Consider the following 18,172-nt stretch of genomic DNA (forward strand, 5'->3'; position numbering starts at 1 on the left):
GCCCGATCCGGCGCCGCGGCGGCGCTTGTAGCGCCGCACGGCAAGGGGCATCGTCTGTGTAGGTCTGATGAAAGGGGCGCATGATGCACAGCCACGACCACGACCAGTCCGACGTCGACAGCTTCCGGACCAAACCGGCACGGGCCGAAGGCGCAGACCCGGCAGTGCTGTACCGGGCGGCGGCAGCCGGCCGGACCGACGTCGTCGGATCCCGGGGCATACTGGCCCTGCAGCGGGCCGTCGGCAACAGCAGTGTCCGCGGCATTGCGGAGGAGGACCGGTCGCCAGTGCTCGACGTCGTCTCATCCGGAGGCGGGCAGCCGCTCGAGGAACCGGTGAGGGCCGACATGGAGGGCCGGCTGGGCCACAGCTTCGCGGACGTCCGCGTCCACACGGGCGATGCTGCGCACTCATCTGCGGCGTCCGTGAACGCCCACGCATACACCGTGGGATCCAACATTGTGTTCCAGCGGGACAAATACGATCCCGGCTCCGACGCCGGCCGCACCATGCTCGCCCATGAACTGACGCACGTGGTCCAGCAGCGGAGCGGACCGGTGGACGGGACCGCCACGGGCACCGGCGTGCGCGTCAGCGACCCGTCGGACCGGTTCGAACGCGAGGCGGCCGCCACTGCCGAGCGGGCCATGTCCGCCCCGGCCGCACCGACGGCGCAGCGCTTCGCCGCTGGCGCCGCCGTCGTACAGCGCGAGGAGGCAGTCCAGCGCGAGGAAGAGGAAGAGGAGAAGGAAACCGCGCAAGGGTCCTTCATGGCGGGTGCGATCGTCCAGCGTGACGAGGCGGAAGAGGAAGAGCCGGGCTGATCCCGGCCGGAGCGGTCCATGGCGACGACCTTTCAGGGCGGACCCGGCAAGGTTCCGGCGCAGCGCGCCGGGCCCACCGTTGCGCGCCAGGCCACCGGTGCTTCGAGAAGTGAGGTCGGCGGCGCCCTCATCGAGGGCAGGCGGCGGGCTGGGGTTTCTCCGCGGACGGGAGTCGAGCTGCGTGCCGTGCTGGCCTTGCAGCGGCAGGCGGGCAACGCCGCTGTGGGTGCACTCATGGCCGCGAAGCTCAAATCCCCGGGGGAGCAGGCCGCCGCCGAGATTGACGCAGCGCTGAAGGAGATCCGCAGGGACGAGCCCGCGATCGCCACGGTCGAGAAGGGGCTCAAGGCCGCCAATACGGCCGGCGTTCCCGTCGAGCTCGAGGGGCCCAAGCCGCCGGCCTCGGCACTCGCGGTCACCACGACGGGGTTCGGACCTGGGCAGGTGGCGTCGAAGAAGCCGGTTCCTCCCCCCAAACCTGTGCCCGCGGTCAGCCCGCTCGGGAAAGCCGCGGCCACCAACGTGGGCGGGACAGGCAAAGGTGTCGCGGGAGGAAAGTTTCCCTCGCCTGCTCCCGCAGGAGCGGCCGCACCGGCGACGGTGGCACCTCTTGCACTGCCTGCCGACAAGCTGTTGCAGCCACCCGTTGCACCCACCCCGGTGCGGCCCGAGGACGATCCGGCCTTCGGCCAGGTCACCGGCACCATCAAGGGCTTCGCTCAGTCGCGGAAGGCGCACCCTCCGGCCGCGTCCAAGGCCAAGGAAGCCCAGGCCGCCGCACTTCCGCCTTCCGATGACGTCGCCGGCCAGGCCAAGGCAGCAAAACTCGACACCATGGACGCCCAACCGGCCGGGACCTTCGACAAGAAGGCGTTCATCGCTGCCGTCAAGGCGGCGATCGAGGCGAAGTCGCCGAAGACCCTGCAGGAGGCCGACGAATACAAGAAGTCAGGCAAGGCCGGGGAAGCCAAGGGGCAGGTCAAGGGGCTGGTCACGCAAGGCAAGGACGGCCAGGCCAAGGACATCGAAGCGGCCACAGGTGCCCCGCCGGACCAGTCAAAGGCTCTCCCGAAGCCGGTCACGCCAATGTCCCAGGAGCAGCCGGGCGGCGCCGTGTCCGTTCCCTCGGCGGGAGCCGTGCCCAAGCCGGCACCGGCCGAGCAGGTCAACCTCGCCGCCGGCACGCATCAGGCCAATCAGGAGATGGCCGAGGCCGAGGTCAGCGACCAGCAGCTGGCGCAGTCCAACGAGCCTGAGTTCCAGCAGGGCCTCGCTGACAAGCAGGCTGCTGCAGAGCATGCCCAGGCCGCTCCCGCTGAGTTCCGCCAGCAGGAGCAGCAGGTCCTTCAGCTGGGAAGGGCGGAGGCCGGAGCGCAGACCGCCGCAGGCGTGACGGGGATGCAGAGTTCCAAAGCGGCGGCGCTGGCAAACCTGGTCGCGGACAAGGGCAGGACCAAGTCCAAGGATGAGGCGAAACGCGCCGAGGTCACGGCGAAAGTCCAGGGCATCTTCGCAGCCACCGAGGCCGACGTGAAGAAGATCCTCGACGGGATCGATCCGAAGGTGGACGCTGCCTTCGAGAAGGGGGAAGCCGGAGCGCGGTCGGCGTTCGAGGCCTACGTCGAGGCGAAGATGTCCGCGTACAAGAAGGACCGGTACGGCGGCTGGCTCGGCGGGTACCGCTGGCTGCGGGACAAGATCGCCGGCATGCCGCCAAAAGTCAACGAGTTCTACGAGGCCGGCCGCGAGCTGTATCTCACGAAGATGAACGCCGTCATCTCCACCGTGGCGGACATCGTCGGGAACGATCTGACCGCTGCCAAGCAGCGGATTGCCAAGGGCAAATCCGAGATTGCGTCCTACACGGCAAGCCTCCCCGCCAGCCTGCAGAAGGTCGGGGCCGAGGCCGCCAAGGAGATCGGTGACAAGTTCTCCCAGCTCGAGAGCGACGTGAACGCCAAGCAGGAGTCTGTGGTGGATGCCCTCGCGACGAAGTACACCGAGGCGCGCAAGGGGCTGGACGGTCGGATCGAGGCACTGCAGGCTGAGAACAAGGGCCTGGTGGACAAGGCGATCGGCGCGATCAAGGGAATCATCAACACGATCCGCGAGCTTGCCTCGATGCTCAAGAACGTTCTCTCCCGCGCGGCGGGTGTCGTAGGGGACATCATCAAGAATCCGGTCGCCTTCCTGGGCAACCTGATCGAGGGCGTGAAGGGCGGCATCCTCAAGTTCAAGGACAACATCCTGGGCCACCTCAAGAAGGGCCTCATGGGCTGGCTGTTCGGTGCCCTGGCCGAGGGCGGCGTCGAGCTTCCGGACACCTTCGACCTCAAGGGCATCATCAAGCTGCTCGCGTCCCTGTTCGGGCTCACTTGGGCGAACATCCGCAACAGGATCGTCAAGCAGATCGGCGAGAAGGCGATGGCCGCCGTCGAGAAGGGCGTGGAGATCTTCCAGGTCATCGCCAGCCAGGGCATCGCTGGCCTGTGGAAGATGCTGGTGGAGAAGCTCGGCAACATCAAGGACATGATCCTTGAGCAGGTCAAGGACTTCGTTATCACCAAGGTAATCACGGCCGGCATCACCTGGCTCATCGGCCTGCTCAACCCCGCCGCGGCGTTTATCAAGGCCTGCAAGCTGATCTACGACGTGGTGATGTTCTTCGTGAACAACGCCGAGCGGATCATGAAATTCGTCAACACGATCATCGACTCGGTCGCCGACATCGTCCGCGGCAACGTCAGCAGCGTGATGAACAAGATCAACGACGTCCTGGGCCAGATGGTCCCGATCCTCATCGGGTTCCTTGCCAGCGTGATCGGACTCGGAGGAATCGGCCAGAAGATCCGCCAGATCGTGGAGACGCTGCAGAAGCCGGTGAACCAGGCCCTCGACTTCGTGATCAAGACCGGCCTCAAGATCGCCGGCCCAATTATTCGCGGCATCAAGGGCTTCGCCGGCAAGGTGAAGGCCAAGGTGGCTGCAGGTAAGGCTTGGGTGAAGGGGAAGGCGGCTCCAGTCAAGGAGAAGACTCTCAGCTGGGTGCGCAGTGCATTCGCGATGAGGGGCGAGTCGCACACGCTGACTTTGACCCCCGAGGGCGAGATCGTGATGGCCTCCCGTCAGGGCCGAAAGCTGGGCCGCTTGCTCCTCGCGGTGCTAAAGGACGTTGAGGCAAGGAAGCGCGCGATGTCGGAGGCCAAGGCAACGGCCGCCGAGATCGTGGCGAAGGGGAAGAAAGCAACCAAGACTGACAAGGCTTTGCTAGATGACCTCACGAGATATCTGGAGAAGGTTGACAAGTTCCTCGCCGACGTAGGCCAGATCGATGTCCTCCGGGCACAAATCGAACGCAGCCGGGCCAAGAACCCCAAGGCTTTGCTCGCCCGGCTGAGCAACATGCTCGCGAGTCTCGGGACTCGGTTCAGGCTGGACGACCTCGGTCCTCTCAAGGAGGACCCGAACCTGATCGGCAAGATCGGGCGCTACGACGACCTAAAGAAGGGGCGGGTCAACGAGCTCGGAACTGGTGAGGCGGAACACATCATCCCGGGCGCTACGATGGAGCAGTTCATCCGGGGTTGGAACGCAAACAAGGTCTTCTACGTGCGTGGGTCCGGGAAGGACTCCATCTATAAGAAAGACATTACGATCCTTATCCCGAAGCGGATGGCCGACATCAAGACCGATCTCGGCGCCGCCAGCGAGGAATCCGACCAAGCCACCATCCGGCGGATTAAGACCGCGATGGCCGAGGCGAGGGCGCTGAACGCGAAGGTTAAGCGCGAGAAGCCGACAAAGCCGCAGCAGAAACAGCTCGCGACTCTCGACAAGCGGGCTGGTTCGATAAACGATCTCGTGATGAGCCGAGTAGCGTTGACGATCGCGGCCCGCCAGCAGTACGTGCAGGAACTGAGGCGGGGGGCGAAGGTTGGCCTTCCTGCCGGCGTCACGCCCGCACAGGCGATCCGCATCGTGGAGAAAGAGTGCTCCGACGGGCGGATCAACCAGGCTGCCTTGGAACAGTTGGCTAACATCTGGGGCCTCGACCCGCTCGGCTGATCGGGGCCGGAGTCCGAACCGACGAATCGGATCCTCACACGGTCGGGCAGGCGATCGGCGCAGGGGGTCAAGGCCCCTGATCTACCTGAGCGCGCAGGTGGGGCGGCCAGATCTCTGCGCCGCACCGGCGTGGTCCGGCCATAGGCCTTCCACCGGGCGCACCACCTCGCCAGATGTGCGAACCACTACATCGTTAGAGTTGCGAGGCCTAGACGATGTAAGGCAAGGGCCCGGCTGGAGGGTGCCCCTTCGTGCACCCCATCCTTCCCGTGAGCGCATCCGCATAGCCGTACCGCGGCACCCCGTCTCCGCAGGACCCTTGAACCACGTTTTGGGTTCACCGAGGAGACAAAATGCCAAGCTATCTTTCGCCAGGTGTGTACGTAAACGAGGTCGCAGCGGGAACTCGTCCAATTGAGGGCGTAGGCACAGCAGTCGCTGCGTTCGTCGGGCTTGCCTCCAAAGGCCCGGACAATCAGCCGACCCTGGTGTCCAACTGGACCCAGTTCTCCGAAACTTTCGGGGACTTCATCCCGGGCTCGTATCTCGCCCACGCCGTCTACGGCTACTTCCTCAACGGCGGAGGGAACTGCTATGTCGTGCGCATCGGCGCCGACGGAGGACGCGAGGAGGACAAACCCAAGCAGGCACCGAAGGCCGTGACCGCCTCCCCGACGGCCGAAATCGGCGGATACCGCCTGACGGCAAAATCCACGGCCGCCAACCCGAAGCCCGTCACCGTGGAAATCGCGGACCCTAGCGGTGAAAACGTACCCGAGGACCAGTTCAAGATAGTCATCACGGCTGAGGGCAGGCAGCCCGAGGTCTGGGACAACGTCACCACCAAACGCGGCCCCAACAACGCCGCCACGAAGGTCAGCACCGAATCGAAGATCGTCACCATCGAGGAAGTCGCCACCGGCGGAGCCCTCGTGAAGCCGGACAAGGGCACCATCCAGCTGGTCGCACCGGAGCCGGAACCCGAGCCGCCAACCACCGAAGAGCTGAGGGCAGACGACTACGTCGGCGACGCCGCCGACCGCACCGGATTCAGCGGCCTCGAGGCCGTGGACGAGGTAACAATGGTCGCGGTGCCGGACCTAATGGCCGCCTACGAACAGGGATCCATCGACCTGGAAACGGTCAAAGCTGTCCAGCTGGCCGCCATCGCCCACTGCGAACTAATGGGGGACCGCATCGCCATCATCGACCCGCCACCCAACCTCAACGCCCAGCAGATCAAGGATTGGCGCATGGACGGCGGCGGCTACGACTCCAAGTTCGCGGCACTCTACTGGCCCTGGGTGAAGGCCTTCGACCCCTCCACCGGAACGAACAGGTTCATCCCGCCGTCGGGCCACATGGCCGGCGTCTGGGCCCGCAACGACGACACCCGCGGTGTCCACAAGGCGCCTGCCAACGAGGTGATCCGCGGCGTCACCAGCCTGCAGACCCAGATCACCAAGACAGAGCAGGAACTGCTGAACCCCATCGGCGTCAACTGCATCCGAACCTTCCCGGGCCGCGGAATCCGGGTCTGGGGAGCCCGCACCATGTCCAGCGACGCCGAATGGCGCTACCTCAACGTCCGTCGCCTCTTCAATTACTTGGAAGAGTCCATCCTGCAGGGAACCCAGTGGGCAGTCTTCGAACCGAACGACCCCGCCCTGTGGTCCCGCATCCGGCGCACCATCAGCGCCTTCCTGACGAACGAATGGCGCAAGGGCGCCCTCTTCGGACTCACCCCGGAGCAGGCCTTCTACGTCAAATGCGACTCGGAGACCAACCCGGCCGAGGGCATCGACGCCGGCCAGGTGGTCTGCCAGATCGGTGTGGCCCCGGTGAAGCCGGCCGAATTTGTTGTCTTCCAGCTGTCCCAGTTCTCCGGTGGCACCAGCCTCGTGAGCGAGTAATCCCAGTTCAAAAGGAGCAAGACCATGGCCCTCGGCGATTTTGACAACTCACCAGCCAACGCCTTCACGGTCACCATTGACGGCATCGAGGTGCCCAGGGTGATCGAAGTGAGCGGCCTCAAATCGGAGGTGGACAAGATCGAGCTGAAGCAGCAGACAAAGGACGGAAAATACGTGGTGCGCCAGCTCATCGGCCGCGCCAAGCCGGGAGAGCTCAGCATCACTCGTGGCCTGACCGAAAGCAAGACCGTGACTGATTGGCTCAAGACCGTCATGGAAGGTGACGTCGCCGGTGCCCGCAAGACCGCCGCCGTCGCCCTGCTCGACTACAAGGGCGACACCCTCAAGACGTACAACTTCGTGAACTGCTGGGTGAAAAGCGTTGAACTGAATTCGCTCAAGGCCGGCGCGACAGAACAGGCCACGGAGAAATTCGTGATCTGCTACGACGAGTCCACCATCTCATGATGCAACGGACCCATGGAGCGGCGGTCCTCCCGGATCACGGCGGGGACCCACCGGGAGCACAGCTGAGCGGCGGCCAGGACCGCAACGGGGACTGGCAGCCGCTCCGCACCGAGTTCAACTTTGAGCTTCCCCGCGGTTACGTCGACCAGGACGGCACCGTCCACAAGTCCGGTGTCATGCGGCTGGCAACGGCCCGCGATGAACTGCTGCCGCTCTACGATGCCCGGGTCCAGGAGAATGCGGCCTACACAACCGTCGTCCTCCTGGGCAGGGTCATCACGTCGCTCGGCACACTGGGTGCAGTGACGTCCGCCGTGGTGGAGAACATGTTCGCCTCCGACGTCGCCTTCCTCCAGGATTTCTACCGCCGGATCAACGCCGAAGGTCACACACGGATCGCCGTCACCTGTCCCGAATGCTCTCACCGCTTTACGGCGGATCTCGCTGGTGGCCGCCTGGGGGAATCATGACGTACGCGCCGGACCGGATCTACGAGGAGGTGGCGTACGTGGCGTACCACTTCCACTGGCCCCTTGACGACATCCTGGATCTGGAACACGGCCAGCGGCTCCGGTACGTCAAAGAAATCGCGGGCATCAACACCCGGCTCTCCCAGGAGCGCTGAACCATGCGGTGGCCTTGGCAACGCGATCGCCCCGAGCGAGGGTTGCAAGCGTCAGCGCCCGAATTGGAAGCGCATCAGGCGGACCGCCCTCCGGTGCCGCCCGCCGGCTGGGCCTTTCTGCCGCCGCTCCAACGCACTGTCGGCACCATGGACCTGGCGCACGGTCCTGACCGCTTCGCCGGTTCCCTTGCGGTGTGGGCCAACCCCTCCTTCACGGGACCAATGAGCCACTTGGTAACGGCCGACGCGCCCGCCGGGGTCATAGACGTCGACGGCGGCGGCACCGGCACGGGGGAGACGTACCGTTCGGAACCGGCAGACCTGACACTCCTGAACCCTGCCCGTTCACGTCCGGAGGGCGGACTCCCGACGGCGGTGCAGCGCACCTTTTCTGCCGCCGACGCCCCCGATGGAGCTTCTCCGGTGGCGGGAGTGCCGGACGACATTGGGGTGCTGCACGTCGAAGCGGTTCCGACGCCGACGGCGATGCAGACGGCGGAGGTGGACTTCCAGCCGAAGCCGGACCTGCAGACCACGTCGAATCAGTCACTTTTGACCACTCACAGGCCTCCCAACGTGCCCCAGGCGGCGCCTATCCAGCCCACGACACCGGTGCAACGCTCGGCGGCAGACGCTCAACTTTCGCCTCCGCATCCTCTGGCGGTCCAGCCTCAGAACGCGGAGTCTGCGCAAATTGCCCTTCCAGAAGGGGACCCGGGTGAAACGGCCTCCGGTGTATCGCAAGAGGTTGAATGGCCCACGTCAGCATGGGACACGGTGGCTCCGACGCGGCCCAACTCTGCTGGCAGCACGTCCGACGGACATGCCACCTACGTGCCGCTGCCTGCCCCTGCTGCCGTCCAGAGATCTACGGATCGCGGGCCGGACTCACCACGTGCTGCCTCGGAGGCAACGCCGTTCACCTATCCGAGCCGGCTCGGGCTGGGGCGCCCTTTGTCGTTTTCCCAGCCCGCATCCTCCGAGCACCCTGTACCCCGGGCACCGGATGTGCCAGAAGGGCACTGGCCTGTGCAGCGGATGGTGGCACCCATACCCCCCGCCGGCACGGCACCTCGGCCGTCACCGGCCAACCCGGCTTCTGCCGGCGGTCCAGGCGCCGTGAACAGTTCAGGTGCGGACGTCGCCATCACAACAGGGGCGGGTTCGGCCGCGCCAATGACGTTCTATCAAAGTTCGGCCGAGACGACACAAGCCGATAACAGCTCAGGAAACGGGGCCCCTGCAGGGGGCGATGAGGGCACCGGGGAGCAGCAGCCGTCGCCGCCTCCGGCAGACCAATCATCGGCACCTTTGTTGTCGGACGCCTTGTCATCGGCGCCACCGCCGCCGTCGGGAGATTCCGGCAGGGAGAGGTTCACCCTGCAGGGCGGTCATCCGGAAGGGGCTTTGGACCTTCCGGTCGTATCCCGGCTGAAGGCCGATAAGAACCTAGAGAACGACGGCGGGCCAACACTCCGGGAGACTGCTGCGTCGCTGCTTCAGCCCGAAGACCCGCACCACGACGTTCCGCACGACTACGTGTCGCCGGACAGCTCCGGGACGGCCGCCGGCGCCGGTGGACCAGACCTGTCCAGTAGCTCCGCAGCCGAGGCGCCCGTCCCCAGCCGCGGTCTCGTTGGCGACGAGAGGGCGGACGGGCCCCCATCGCAAAGCGGGGCGCCATTCCAAGCCGGGATCCCCGTTCAGAGAAGTATCTCTGTCGAAAGGGACACCGGGCCCGGCTGGCCGGCCGGTACTCGTTCCGTTGCTATTCCAGAAAGCACCGCCGTAGCCGGGAGGGTCCCCGGCTCGAACGGTACACGTCCAATCGGAACCGGGGCGGTGCAGGGCATGGAATCCGCGGGTTCACAGCAGTCGGATGCGCTGCCCGGGGCGCTCGTCCAGCGTGCGGATCAGGCAGCAGTCGCCATTGTTGCTCCAGGGTCCGCTTTACGGGCGGGGACTGCTGACGTTCGCGCATCACGGCCGGTGACCCCGGGTTCTACGCCCCTTACCTGGCAACGTATGACGGCGATGCCCCCGGTCGTTCAGCAACGGCCCGCAGGGGAGACTCCGCCAACCGTCCAGACCGACGCCGGCACCGCTGCTTCCTTGGCCATCGGCGGCGACCCGTCCGGCAGAATCGGCGCGGACAGAGCCACCGACGCCACGGGCGGTGGCGAACCGGACCGGATGTCCACAGACTTCCCGCCCGAGTCCGGTACGGGCTACCAAACCGGGCCGGCCCGCCAAACGGAACCGGAGTACGGCGGCGGCCCCGATCTGCCGGGGGTGAGCGAACCGCCCACCTCAAGTGCCGCCGTCGGACGTGTAATTCAGCGGACCCTCACTCTGGGCAGGCCGGCAGCGCAAGCCGCGGACGGATCCCCCGCACGAATCCCCTTCGGTGCCGACCGCGCTGCCATGCCGTGGCCGGGTTCCAGTTCACATGCCCTCCAACGTATGCCGGCCTTCCCGGGATCCGTTCCGGTCCGTGCAGCCAGCTATCCCGCGACGGCGGCGCTCGCCGGAGCTGCTGATCAAGGCGTTGTTCATCCGGCTGCTCAGGACCCCGTCACCCTGACGCTCGCGGCGCCGATGCAACAACCGGCGATGGACGGACTGGCCAGCCAGGACCAGGATTTCAACGTCGCAGTCCAGAGGGACAGCCTGCCCGGGGCGCCCGATGCGGCGGCCCGGCCGGAGGCCGCTCCAGTGACCGCTCCAGAGGCTTCCTCTGCCGTGGAGGCCAACAGGGACGAGTCTCCCGCAGGGCCCGCTGCGCCGGCATCCGGACGGTCCATGGGGGCGCCAGGCACGGCAGGCGCGGCAACCCCCGACCAGCTGGAGGAGCTTGCCAAGCGGCTTGCCGGTCCGCTGATCCGCCGCATCAAGGCTGAGATGCTGCTGGACCGCGAGCGCCGCGGCCTGCGCACCGATTCGAATTGAGGAAACCCATGCTGGAGGATGTCGCCACCGCTGTCAGCGTCCAATACATCGTCGCCCTGGACAACGCGGACCTGGGAACGTTTTCCACCTGCGAGGGACTTGGCTGCGAGGTGGTCATTGAATCCCGGGAGGAGGGCGGCAACAACGCCTTCATCTGGCAGCTGCCCACCCGGCTTAAGTATCCGAACATCACGCTGACCAGGCCCTTGGGGAAAGACACGGAGAAGATCGCCAAGTGGTTCGCCGACATGGCCTCCGGCTACACCCGCTGCACCGGCATCATCGAGGCGATGACCGGCAACGGCACCAAGATTGCCGGCTGGGAACTTTACGACGTCGTTCCCGTGCGGTGGAAGGGGCCCTCCTTCAACCCCGACCAGCCGAAGGTCATCATGGAAACCCTTGAGATCGCCCACCACGGCTTTGTCTCGAAACTGCGCTGACGGAAGGAACCTGACGTGACCACAGTTGCAATCCCTGCGCCCGCCAAGAGCGCGGCCGGGGCCGCCAGTCCTGCCGCAGCCGCCGCTGCCGGCGGTTCGTCCGGCCGCGGCGGCGAGGAGGCGCTCAAACTTTCGCACGCGTACCTGGAGCTGTTTGAACCCTCCAAGGACGGGTCACTGGATAAACCCGGCCCGCAGTTCGGGCGGATCGATTTCCAGTTCAACCCCAAAGAACTCACCATGGGCAAGTCAGCCTCTTGGGCGCGCCAAACGGCCAAGGCCAACGGGAAGGCCGGTGCGCCGCAATACAAGGGGCCGATGCCCTCCAAACTGGCCTTGGAAATGTTCTTTGATGCCTCGGGGAAGCAGGATGACGCGGTGGTCCAGCGTGTCGAGAAGCTGTTCTCGTGCTGTGCACCCACCGATGCGTCGCTGAAGCAGAACAAGGGCTCGCCTCCCTGGGTGCTGTTCCGATGGGGCAAGCTCACGGGCTTCCTGGCCTACGTATCCAGCGTGCAGGTCAAGTACACGCTCTTCACGGCCGCAGGACTGCCCGTCCGTGCCACGTGCACCGTCACGCTGGAAGAGATATCCGGAGACCCGCCCAAGCAGAACCCCAGTTCCGGCGGGCTGGTGCCGCGGCGGCTCCACGTGCTGGTGGAGGGGGACACCCTGGCGGGGATCGCCTACCGCGAATACGGCGATGCGTCACTGTGGCGGGCGGTGGCTGCGGCGAACGGCATCGACGACCCGATGCGGCTGCGGCCCGGCAACTCCGTCATGCTGCCGGCCGTGGACGAGCTGCCGCCCGGAGACCTGGCCAACGCCGTCGGGCGGGTGCGGGAGGTGGTCCGTGGCGCATAGTGAGGAGTTCAGCAACATGTTGCTGGTGGAGGTGGCCGGCAGGCCGCTCCCGCCGGATGTTGCCGCGCGGCTGGTGGCCGGCTACATCGATGACAGCAGCAACGTTCCGGACCTCTTCCTGCTCCGCTTCAGCGATGAATACTCCACCGTCCTGGAGAAGGCAGGCTTCAGCATCGGGGTACCCGTGAAGCTGTCCGTACAACAGAGCGGCCCGGGAGGTCCCGTCCCGCTGCTCTCCGGCGAAGTGACGGCGCTGGAAACAGAAATGGACCACGAAGGCCTGTACACAATCGTCCGGGGCCTGGATCACTCCCACCGGCTGTTCCGCGGGCGGCGCGTTGAAGCCTACCTTCAGAGCACAGCCGCGGACATCGTCCGGAAGGTGGCCCAGCGCGCGGGAATCAAGGCGGGCACCATCGCCGCGAAGGGCCCCGTCCTCCAGCACGTGGCACAGGACGGCATCAACGACTGGGACTTCCTGCACCGGCTCGCCGTCGAATCAGGGGTGGTCCTTTCCGTGTCCGGCGGTGAACTGCATTTCACGCCGTCGACGGACTCAGCGACGGCGCCCGCAGGCGCTGGCGGGGCAAAGGAGGACCCCCTGGTCCTTGAGCGGGGGGTCAACCTCGTGGCGCTGCGCGGCACAGTCACTTCCGCGGACCAAGTCCCCGACGTGGAAGTCCGGGGTTGGGACGTCGCCGCAAAAAAAGCGATTGTGGCCGTCGCGCAGGCGCAGACGCGCAGTGCCAAATTGCCGGATGTGGACCCGGCCGCCCTCGCCAAGAAGTTCGGAAGCCCCCGCTACGTCGCTCCTCCAACGGCCTTTGACCAGGCGGCACAATGCGATGCCGCGGCAGCCTCCATCGCCTCCCGCCTTGGCGGCGCCTTCGCGGAACTGGAAGGCCTAGCCCGGGGCAACCCCAAACTGCGGGCCGGTACCGCCGTGGTGCTCAAGGGTGCCGGCAAGCCCTTCGACGGCCGGTACACGCTGAGCTCATCCCGGCACGAATTCAGCCCGGATACCGGGTACCTCACAACGTTCGCCGTCAGCCACGAATCCGAGCGCTCCCTCTACGGGGTGGCCGTCGGGGGCGACAGCCGTGGCGCCGTGCCGGGGGTGGTCAATGCCGTCGTGACGGCGGCGAAGGACCCGGAAAACCAAGGCAGGGTCAAGGTGAAATTCCCGGTGCTGTCCGACAACTACGAAAGCTGGTGGGCCCGCACCGTCCAGGCCGGGGCGGGGGCCTCGCGCGGCGCCGTCGTCCTCCCTGAAGTGGGGGACGAGGTCCTGGTGGCTTTCGGCCACGGCAGCTTCCAGCAGCCGTTCGTCCTCGGCGGCCTGTACAACGGCCAGGACAAACCGGACAAACCTTGGGCAGACCACGTGGGCTCGACCGACGGCGCCGTTACACGGCGCGCGTTTGTCTCCCGCACCGGAATGATCGTGGAGTTCGTCGAATCCCCGGACGGCGAAAAGCTCACGGTGAGCACCAGCGGCGGCAAACAGAAGATCTCGCTCGTCCAGAAACCGGACGCCGCAATCGAGATTCTCTCGGAAGGACCCGTAAGCGTGACAGCCAAGAAGGACGTTGCCGTGACGACGTCGACCGGCGCCGTAACCATCAAAGGCAAGAAGGTGACGGTGGAAGCACTCTCGGAACTCGAACTGAAGGGTGCCACGGTGAAGATCTCCGGCAGTGCGTCCGCCGAACTGAAAGCCCCGAGCGTCAAGGTGGCCGGGGACGCGACGGCGGAACTCTCCGGCGGCGCGACGACCACCGTCAAGGGCGGTCTGGTCCGCATCAACTGAGTCTGGCCGCAGGGTTCGCCGAACAACGACAGGAGGCAGCGAGGTGGGACAGGAGTTCATAGGCGCCGGGTGGGCATTCCCGCTGCGGACCGACCGGACCGGCAGCATTGCGCTGGTCCGTGATCAGCGCGAAATTGAGGAGAGCATCCACCTCATCCTGGCAACATCCCCGGGAGAGCGGCCGATGCGGCCTGAGTTCGGCTGCTCAGTCCACGATTACGTCTTCGCGCCCGCCGACGCAGCAACGGCCGGAGACATTGCCTACGCCGTCCGCGTGGCCCTGGACCGCTGGGAGCCGCGAATCACCCTTGAGAACGTGATCGTCAACTTCGACGGCGCGGACGCGGGGGTGCTCCTCATCGACGTGCAGTACACGATCAGGGGCACCAACGATCCGCGCAACCTTGTCTTCCCCTTCTATGTCATCCCGCGCAACGGCGAGGAGGCCGCTTCATAATGCTCCCTTCACCCAATCTTGATGACCGCCGCTTCCAGGACCTGGTGGACGACGCCAAGCGCATGGTGGCGCACTATTGCCCCGAGTGGACTGACCACAATGTCTCCGATCCGGGCGTAACCCTCATTGAGACTTTCGCCTTCATGGTGGACGAGCTCTTCTACCGGCTGAACCGCGTACCCGACCGCCTTTACGTCGCCTTTCTCGAGCTCCTCGGGGTCACTCTTCACCCCCCGACGGCGGCGTCCGTCGAGCTCCTGATGAGGTTGTCCGCTCCGCAGCCGGACGCCGTCGTCATCCCGAAAGGGACCGAGGCTTCGACGCGGCGCACGGAGGAAGAAGAGGCAGTCGTTTTCGCGACGACCCGTGAGCTGACGGTGCCGCCGCGCCGGCTGGCCCATGTCATGACGCAAGGCTGCGGCGGGGCAGCGGTGCCGCGCACGGAAGCATTGCGCGGCGACGGCAGCTTCCCCTGCTTCGGGACGCCGCCCGCGCCTGGCGACGTGATGCTGCTGGGCTTGAACGACGCGGCTCCCTCATGTGCTGTTGTGCTCCGGTTCGAGTGCGAGGTCCGGGGCGTGGGCGTTAACCCCAGCAACCCCCCGCTCGTGTGGGAGGCATGGGACGGAAGCGCCTGGGTGTCGTGCGATCTGGACAGCGACGGGACTGGCGGCCTGAACCGGCCAGGAGATGTGGTGATTCATTTGCCGCATCGGCATTCCCCATCTGTTCAGGGCGGTGCGCGGGCAGGCTGGCTCCGCTGCCGTGTGGTGGAGCCGCTTGCCGGTTATCCGTCTTACAGCGCTTCTCCGACGGTGGGTTCTGCGAGCGCCTTTACGATCGGCGGCTCAGTTCCGGCCATCCACGCCGAGACGATCTACGACGAAGTTGTGGGGATGTCAGAAGGCGTTCCGGGGCAGTCGTTCGAACTGGGCCGCCGTCCCGTACTGCCGGGCGGTGACGACTTCATTGTCGAGGTCGCCGCGGGCTCCGGCTGGGAGACCTGGACCGAGGTTGACTCGTTTGCCGGGTCGGCTCACGACGACCGCGTGGTGGTGCTGGACCGCACGTCAGGCATACTGCGTTTTCCCCCCGCCGTGCGGGAGCCGGACGGTTCTCTTCGGAGCTATGGGGCCGTGCCGCCTGCCGGCAGCCCGATACGTGTTCCGAACTACAGAACGGGCGGCGGCCCAAGAGGAAACGTCGCCGCCCGGGCCCTGTCCGTGTTGCGCTCCTCCATTCCCTTCGTCAACAGCGTGGAGAACCGTCGCGCCGCACACGGCGGGGTTGCCGGGGAAACCATCGAGCAGGCGAAGGAGCGCGGACCCCTCGCGTTGCGCACCCGGGACCGGGCCATCACCGCCGAGGATTATGAACAGCTCGCGAAGCGTGCCGCCCCGGACATCGCACGCGTCCGATGCATTCCGGCGGTTTCCCCCGAAGAGGCAGGTGGCGTAAGGATCCTGGTGGTTCCCGCAGCGGTTCCGGACAAGGACAACCGGCTGACGTTTAGTGATCTGGTGCCGGACGCCGAGACGCTCGCCGAGGTCGCCGCCTACCTGGACGAGCGCCGACCCGTCGGGGCGCGGGTGCTGGTGGAACCGCCGTTCTACCGCGGCGTGACCGTCGTCGCGCAGCTGACAGCCCGTCCGCGGGTCTCACCAGGGCGTCTGCGTGCAGAGGCTCTGCGGGCGCTGTACAGCTACTTCGACCCGATCCGGGGCGGTCCCGACGGTGAAGGGTGGCCGTTCGGCCGTCCCGTGCACGCCGGCGAAGTGCACGCCGTCCTTCAGGGCCTGACCGGAACCGAGATCGTCGACGATGTCCGCGTTTTCGCCGCTGATCCGCTGACAGGGAAGCGGGGCGAGCCGCAGCAGCGCATCGACGTGAACCGGAACGCGCTGGTCTTTTCGTTCGATCACCAGGTCCGCGTTTCGGAAGGGGCCTGAGATGCGCGGCATGGTGGACGGGCTGGGCAGTGCCGTTCCGTTGGCCACCCGCCTCCCGGCGGTCCTGCAGGAGGACGCCTTCCTCCAGCGGTTCCTGCTGGCCTTCGACGACGCCCTAGCCCCGGTGTTCACCACTTTGGACGGCCTGGCATGTTACCTGGATCCGCGCTTGGCCCCCGAGGATTTCCTGGACTGGCTGGCCGATTGGGTTGGCGTGAGGGTGAATGATTCCTGGTCCACGGCTCAGCGGCGGGACGTGATTGCCCATGCAGCGACAATTCACCGGCGCCGCGGCACGGTCCCTGGCCTGGCTGATGCCGTGCGAGTGGCTGTCGGCGGTGTCCGGGACGTGCGGATAGGGGACAGCGGCGGTGCGGCTTGGTCCCAATCCCCGGGCGCGGAATTGCCGGGCCATGCCACTGCAAAGCTGCACGTAACGGTGTACGCCGCCTCCGTGGAGGCAGTCAGCCTGACACGGTTGGAGGGCATCATCAGCTCGGTGAAGCCGGCCCACGTTCCCCACACCGTCGAGGTCCTCACCTCGGCTGTTCCTTCCCCCGACGATTCCTGAGGAGCAGGCGGTGCTAATCTGCGGAGATTGCAGTGCGCGAAACGACGACGGCGAGAGTTTCTGCACCAACTGTGGCGCCTACCTCGAATGGCAGCGGCCGCCGGCCACCGGCTCCGGCCACGCACCACAGGCTGCCACGTCCGGACCCGGGCCGCAGGCACCGCCGGACACGGCGGAGCTGCCCCAGATAACCGTGCCGCCGGGACGGACGGCCGGCGAACCTAGGCCGGGAACGCCGCACGGGAGAAGGAGTGCCGCCGCCGGCAATGGAAGCCCCGGCAAGAGTGGCGCGGTCCGGGCAAGCAACGCACACGGCGGTGCAGGCGGTGTCCGGCAGGGGACTGGCCTCGAATCCGACGGCGGTGCCGGGGCAAAGAGCGACCCGGTGTCCGTCGTTGACATCGAGCCTGCCGCCGTGAGGCCCGGCCAGCGAATCGCCAACGTCCCGCGAGATATTCCTGCGGACCGTGAGGCTGCAACGGCCGTTGGCGAGCTCGTCTGCGCAACGTGCGGCACCGGCAACCAGGCTGATCGAAGTTTCTGCCGACGCTGTGCGGCCAGCCTCGCAGTGGAGCCTGTTGCGGAGGCTCCACGGCTGTCCTGGTGGAGGCGGCTGTTTGGCCAGCCAAAGGGGAAGGCGCTACCGGCCGGCACCCGGCCCCGATGGAAGTCAAGGCGTTTCCCGACGCGATCGGCAGCTTTGCTTGCGGTGTCGGGGCTGTTGGGTGGCGGGGCATACGCCAACGGCGACTCGATTGGAGGTGCGCCTCAGCGGGTCATGGACGAACTTCTCGATGGTCCTGTGGTCCCAACAGGAATGAACGACTCGGATTCCAGTGACGCGAGTAAGCCGGAGCTCGCTAACGACAAGTTCTCAAACACCTTCTGGACCACAAATCTCAAAGAGGGCGAGCGCGAGAACTACCTTGAGGCAACATTCGCGGGGCCAACTCGTCTCGTCTACGTGTTCATCACGGGGCTGAAGTCGGAACCACCGCCCCCGCGCGAGGAACAGCGGCCGTCGAAAGTCCTCATCTCCGTGCGCCATGAGGGTGCTAAGGACGGAACTCCCTATCAGGATTTCCCCGTGGTGGAAGTGGCTGATGACGGAAAACGGCATGGTTTCTATGTGGGAGCAGACAACGTAAGAGATGTGAAGCTGACCATCATCGAGCCGAACAACCGTGCGGCCAAGGCCGTGTCCGTTGCAGGAGTGCAGTTTTCCGAGCGGTAA

Annotated in this window: 14 protein-coding genes; all 14 read left to right on the forward strand. The window is 66.2% G+C overall.

All coding sequences use genetic code 11. From position 1 onward, the window contains the following. Positions 1 to 80: 80 nt before the first annotated feature. On the forward strand, positions 81 to 824 hold the full coding sequence (locus tag CXQ90_RS11035; RefSeq protein ID WP_258064489.1) for a DUF4157 domain-containing protein: 744 nt from the start codon (positions 81 to 83) through the stop codon (positions 822 to 824). A gap of 18 nt (positions 825 to 842) precedes the next feature. After that, complete coding sequence (locus CXQ90_RS11040) at positions 843 to 4,889, forward strand: hypothetical protein (RefSeq protein ID WP_219816668.1); 4,047 nt, start codon at positions 843 to 845, stop codon at positions 4,887 to 4,889. Between the two features lie 353 nt (positions 4,890 to 5,242). Continuing rightward, a complete protein-coding gene (locus CXQ90_RS11045; RefSeq protein WP_104139112.1) occupies positions 5,243 to 6,802 on the forward strand; it encodes a phage tail sheath subtilisin-like domain-containing protein in 1,560 nt (519 codons plus the stop codon). Between the two features lie 24 nt (positions 6,803 to 6,826). After that, positions 6,827 to 7,270 (forward strand): phage tail protein, encoded by a 444-nt coding sequence (locus tag CXQ90_RS11050; RefSeq protein WP_104139113.1) that lies wholly within the window; start codon positions 6,827 to 6,829, stop codon positions 7,268 to 7,270. Then, a complete protein-coding gene (locus tag CXQ90_RS11055; protein ID WP_258064490.1) occupies positions 7,267 to 7,740 on the forward strand; it encodes a hypothetical protein in 474 nt (157 codons plus the stop codon). Before CXQ90_RS11050 ends, CXQ90_RS11055 begins: the two co-directional genes overlap by 4 nt. Beyond that, a complete protein-coding gene (locus tag CXQ90_RS11060; RefSeq protein WP_104139115.1) occupies positions 7,737 to 7,895 on the forward strand; it encodes a DUF6760 family protein in 159 nt (52 codons plus the stop codon). The genes CXQ90_RS11055 and CXQ90_RS11060 overlap by 4 nt, the downstream gene beginning before the upstream one ends. Positions 7,896 to 9,929: 2,034 nt before the next feature. After that, the gene (locus tag CXQ90_RS22395) at positions 9,930 to 10,844 is read left to right on the forward strand and encodes a hypothetical protein (RefSeq protein ID WP_219816669.1); all 915 of its coding nucleotides are present in this window, start codon (positions 9,930 to 9,932) and stop codon (positions 10,842 to 10,844) included. 8 nt (positions 10,845 to 10,852) lie between these two features. Beyond that, positions 10,853 to 11,287 carry a phage tail protein gene (locus CXQ90_RS11065; RefSeq protein WP_104139117.1) on the forward strand — a complete coding sequence of 145 codons (435 nt, stop codon included), beginning with the start codon at positions 10,853 to 10,855 and terminating at the stop codon, positions 11,285 to 11,287. Between the two features lie 15 nt (positions 11,288 to 11,302). Continuing rightward, on the forward strand, positions 11,303 to 12,151 hold the full coding sequence (locus CXQ90_RS11070) for a LysM peptidoglycan-binding domain-containing protein (RefSeq protein ID WP_258064491.1): 849 nt from the start codon (positions 11,303 to 11,305) through the stop codon (positions 12,149 to 12,151). After that, positions 12,141 to 13,961, forward strand: coding sequence for a VgrG-related protein (locus CXQ90_RS11075; RefSeq protein ID WP_104139118.1), 1,821 nt, complete (start codon positions 12,141 to 12,143; stop codon positions 13,959 to 13,961). Before CXQ90_RS11070 ends, CXQ90_RS11075 begins: the two co-directional genes overlap by 11 nt. 43 nt (positions 13,962 to 14,004) lie before the next feature. Then, positions 14,005 to 14,418 carry a GPW/gp25 family protein gene (locus CXQ90_RS11080; protein WP_104139119.1) on the forward strand — a complete coding sequence of 138 codons (414 nt, stop codon included), beginning with the start codon at positions 14,005 to 14,007 and terminating at the stop codon, positions 14,416 to 14,418. Then, positions 14,418 to 16,367: a putative baseplate assembly protein gene (locus CXQ90_RS11085; RefSeq protein WP_219816670.1), complete on the forward strand. Its 1,950-nt coding sequence runs from the start codon at positions 14,418 to 14,420 to the stop codon at positions 16,365 to 16,367. The genes CXQ90_RS11080 and CXQ90_RS11085 overlap by 1 nt, the downstream gene beginning before the upstream one ends. A 1-nt stretch (position 16,368) precedes the next feature. Further along, a complete protein-coding gene (locus tag CXQ90_RS11090; RefSeq protein WP_104139122.1) occupies positions 16,369 to 16,938 on the forward strand; it encodes a phage tail protein I in 570 nt (189 codons plus the stop codon). Positions 16,939 to 17,716: 778 nt separating this feature from the next. Next, positions 17,717 to 18,172: a hypothetical protein gene (locus tag CXQ90_RS11095; protein ID WP_104139124.1), complete on the forward strand. Its 456-nt coding sequence runs from the start codon at positions 17,717 to 17,719 to the stop codon at positions 18,170 to 18,172.

Source organism: Arthrobacter sp. ZGTC131 (assembly GCF_002929275.1).
GTDB lineage: Bacteria > Actinomycetota > Actinomycetes > Actinomycetales > Micrococcaceae > Arthrobacter.